Source organism: Mycobacterium sp., assembly GCF_049683935.1.
Taxonomy (GTDB): Bacteria; Actinomycetota; Actinomycetes; order Mycobacteriales; family Mycobacteriaceae; genus Mycobacterium.
The window spans coordinates 1-2,531 of sequence record NZ_JBAUJR010000167.1; the positions used below are offsets into that span (position 1 = coordinate 1).

Annotated in this window: 2 protein-coding genes and 1 pseudogene; 1 reads left to right on the forward strand and 2 read right to left on the reverse strand. The window is 68.2% G+C overall.

What is annotated here, in order from left to right:
* A pseudogene (locus WA965_RS09640) lies at window positions 1-643 on the reverse strand (peptidoglycan hydrolase RipC); the annotation flags it as partial.
* A 152-nt stretch (window positions 644-795) separates the two neighbouring features.
* Window positions 796-1,053: a hypothetical protein gene (locus tag WA965_RS09645; protein ID WP_526297957.1), complete on the reverse strand. Its 258-nt coding sequence runs from the start codon at window positions 1,051-1,053 to the stop codon at window positions 796-798.
* A gap of 111 nt (window positions 1,054-1,164) precedes the next feature.
* Between WA965_RS09645 and WA965_RS09650 the strand changes: the two genes are divergently transcribed.
* A partial coding sequence (locus tag WA965_RS09650) for a DEDD exonuclease domain-containing protein (protein ID WP_526447427.1) occupies window positions 1,165-2,531 on the forward strand: 1,367 nt, incomplete at its 3' end.

A 2,531-nucleotide genomic window follows, 5' to 3' on the forward strand; every position in this document is an offset into this window, starting at 1 on the left:
CCTCACGCTGGTTCGGGGTCAGCGCATCGTACTGAGACTTGACGATGGCGATCTGCACCTGCAGCTGGCTCTGCTTGGACTGCAGGTCGGCGCGCACTGCGGCGGCCTGTTCGGCGGCGGTCTTGGACTCGGCAGCGGAGGCGGCCGACGCCTGCTCGGCGAGCTGCGTCTGCGCGCCCAGTTCGCGGTAGCCGGCCATCTGGGCCTGCATCTCGTGTGCCATCACGCGCTGCACAGCGAGTTGGTCGATCAGCCCCTGAGGGGATTTGGCGGTCAACATCGCGTCGAATCCGGAGGTGCGGCCACCCATGTATTGCGCGGCGGCCAGAGTGTCGACCGACTTCTGGAAGGTTGCGAGCTGTGCCTTCGCCGACTCGACGGCCTCGATGTCGCTCACGTGCTTGGCCTCTGCCGCCTGTTGGGCGGCCAGCTTGTTGTTCAGATCCAGCTGGGCCGTATGCATGGCCTCGGTCGTCTGCTCGGCCTGCCGGGACAACTCGTTGAGCTTTGCCAGCGCGTCGTCGGCCGGATCGGCCAACGCCTGCCCGGTCAGGATCGAACCCAGAACTGCCAATCCAGCAATCGCGCTGATGACGGGTCGCCAAGGTCGACGGGTGCTCCGGTGCGCGCGAGTGAACCTCAAGATTTCTGCGTCCTTCAACTGCCGTAACGAGCCGTCTCGAACTCTATTAGGTCTCAGATAGGTTACGAAACGGCATCGGCCTTGTCCAACGGAAGACGCAAATTTAACAGTCGCAACGGCAATGAGCACAACGCCGATAGCGCCGCGTGTCGTCAAGCAACCCCGGCGTCACCCTGGCGATGGATCGGCACAAGCCGCAATCGAGGAGCCAGGCCCACTTCGGCAAGCACCTCCAGTGCGCGACGCTCGTCAACGAGCAAAGTTTCCGGCACGCCGAGCAATACGCTCACGACGCAGTCCTGGCACCCGACCCCGCGGACAGCGCAGTCGTCGCAGTCGATCGTCACCGTTCCGGCCCCGGGCACCGGGGGGTCGCACCCTGCACCCGGCGACCGCTGATCCTCTGGCATCACACGTCCTCTCGATCGGAGTCGTCCGCACGCTATCGGTGGGCTCCGACATCCCCCGAGGATCGGCCGGAGGTCACGGGGTTTGTCACCGGTGGCGGTTACGTTCGGCGCATGGGTCAGCTGAGCTTCGCGGACGTCGATCCGCTGGCTGACCCGACCTTGCGGGAGACCACGTTCGTCGTCGTCGACCTGGAGACCACCGGCGGCAGACCCTCCGGTGACCGGCACGACGCGATCACCGAGATCGGCGCGGTGAAGGTCCGCGGCGGTGAGGTGCTCGGCGAATTCGCCACCCTGGTGGACCCCGGTCGGAGCATTCCTCCCCAGATCGTCGCGCTCACGGGGATCACGTCGGCGATGGTGTACGACGCACCGCGCATCGAGGCGGTGCTGCCCTCGTTTCTCGAATTCTCCCGCGGTGCGGTCATGGTCGCCCACAACGCCGGGTTCGACATCGGCTTCCTGCGCGCAGCGGCCGAACGCAATCACCTCCGGTGGCCCAATCCCCCGGTGCTGTGCACGGTCCGGTTGGCGCGTCGAGCGCTCACCCGGGACGAGGCGCCCAGCGTGCGACTGTCCGCGCTGGCGCAACTGTTCAGTGCCTCGACCACCCCCACCCACCGCGCCCTCGACGACGCCCGCGCCACCGTCGACGTTCTTCACGCGCTGATCGAACGGGTCGGGAACCAGGGCGTGCACACCTACGCCGAGCTGGTCTCGTATCTGCCGGACGTGACGCCGGCGCAGCGGAGCAAACGCCATCTCGCACGTGCCCTGCCGCGTGCCCCCGGTGTGTACCTGTTCCGCGGCCCCTCCGACGAGGTGCTCTACGTGGGCACCGCCGTCGACCTGCGACGGCGGGTGACGCAGTACTTCAACGGTTCCGACCCCAGGACCCGGATGAAGGAGATGGCGTCGCTGGCCACCGCGGTCGACCATGTCGAGTGCGCCCACGACCTGGAGGCCGGTGTCCGTGAGCTGCGGTTGTTGGCGGCCCACGCACCTCCGTACAACCACCGGTCCAAGTTCCCCCAGCGGTGGTGGTGGGTGACGCTGACCGATGAGGCCTTCCCCCGATTCACGGTGGTGCGGGCACCACAATCGGGCACCGTGGTGCGTCCATCCCGGTACGACAGCGCCGTCGGGCCGTTCCGGGCCCGCGCCGACGCGCTGGAGGCCGCCGCTCTGATGGCACGGTTCACCGCGGTACGCACCTGCACCAAGCGGCTCGGACGCACCGCGCTGCACGGGCCGGCCTGTCCAGAACTCGAGGTCTCGCCCTGCCCGGCCGCCCGCGACGTCGGCGCCGCCGAATACGCCGCCGCGACACGGGAGGCTCTGGACCTCATCGAGGGCCGCAGCAGTCGTCCACTGGAGGCGGTCCTGTCTCACATCGCCGACCTGGCGGAGCGCAACCGCTACGAGACGGCGGCGCGGCTGCGCGACCATGCCGCGGCCGCCATCGACGTGCTCTGGCG

Excerpts from the sequence above, each read along its gene's own strand:
- WA965_RS09645 (WP_526297957.1), bottom strand. The coding sequence starts at position 1,053 with ATGCCAGAGGATCAGCGGTCGCCGGGTGCAGGGTGCGACCCCCCGGTG.